1 pseudogene is annotated in these 761 nt (G+C 76.9%); it reads left to right on the top strand.

The features are described from left to right. Positions 1-761: pseudogene (locus GT354_RS38530) on the top strand (MFS transporter); the annotation flags it as partial.

The following is a 761-nucleotide window of genomic DNA, read 5'->3' as shown; positions in this document are numbered from 1 at the left end:
TCGGCGGCGCCGGCAGCGGGATCGCGCTCACCGTGGCGACCGCCGCGATGGCCGGCACCCCCGACCCCGGCCGGACGTCCGGCGTCGCCCTCCTCGCGGTCGCCCTGTCCGGGACGTTCCTCTACGCGCTCGTCCCGCTCCTCGGTGGTGGCCGCGGGGCCACCGTGGGCCTGATGTCGGCGGTCGGCATCGGCGCGCTCCTGATGGTGCGTCACCTGCCTGCGGCCGGATCGGCCGCGCGCGCCGGCTCGGCGGTCGATCCGGCGCCGCACCGTGCCGCCGGTCTCATGCTGACCGGGGCGGTGGGTGTGCGCTCGGTGGCCATGAACGCCGTATGGGCCATCGCCGCCGGAGTCGGCACCGATCGGGTGGGTCTGTCCACCGGCACGGTCGGCACGTTGTGCGCCGCGTGTCTGTTGGCCGGCGTGGCGGGGGTTCTGGTCGCGACCGCGGCGGGGCGTGGTCGGCCGCGTACCGTGCCGCTCGTGGTGGCGGTGGGGGCGGGCGGTCTGGCCGGGCTCGCCCTGACCCTCGCGCCGGCGGGGGGCTTCACGCTGTACGCGGTGAGCCTGTTGGGCTGGAACGCGTCGTGTCAGGCGGTCACGACCTACGTCCTGGGCGTCGCGGCCGGGCTCGACGAGCGGGGCAGGTGGAGCGGCCTCGCGATGGCGGCCAACACGTTCGGGGCGGCGTGCGGGCCGCTGGTCGGGTTGTCATTGTTGGCCGCGGTGGGGGCGCCGGGGACGGGGGTGGCGATCGCG

It is taken from the genome of Streptomyces sp. SID3343 (assembly GCF_009865215.1).
Taxonomy (GTDB): Bacteria; Actinomycetota; Actinomycetes; order Streptomycetales; family Streptomycetaceae; genus Embleya.
Note: the sequence above shows the minus strand (reverse complement) of the source record. Positions and strands in the feature narration are given on the sequence as shown.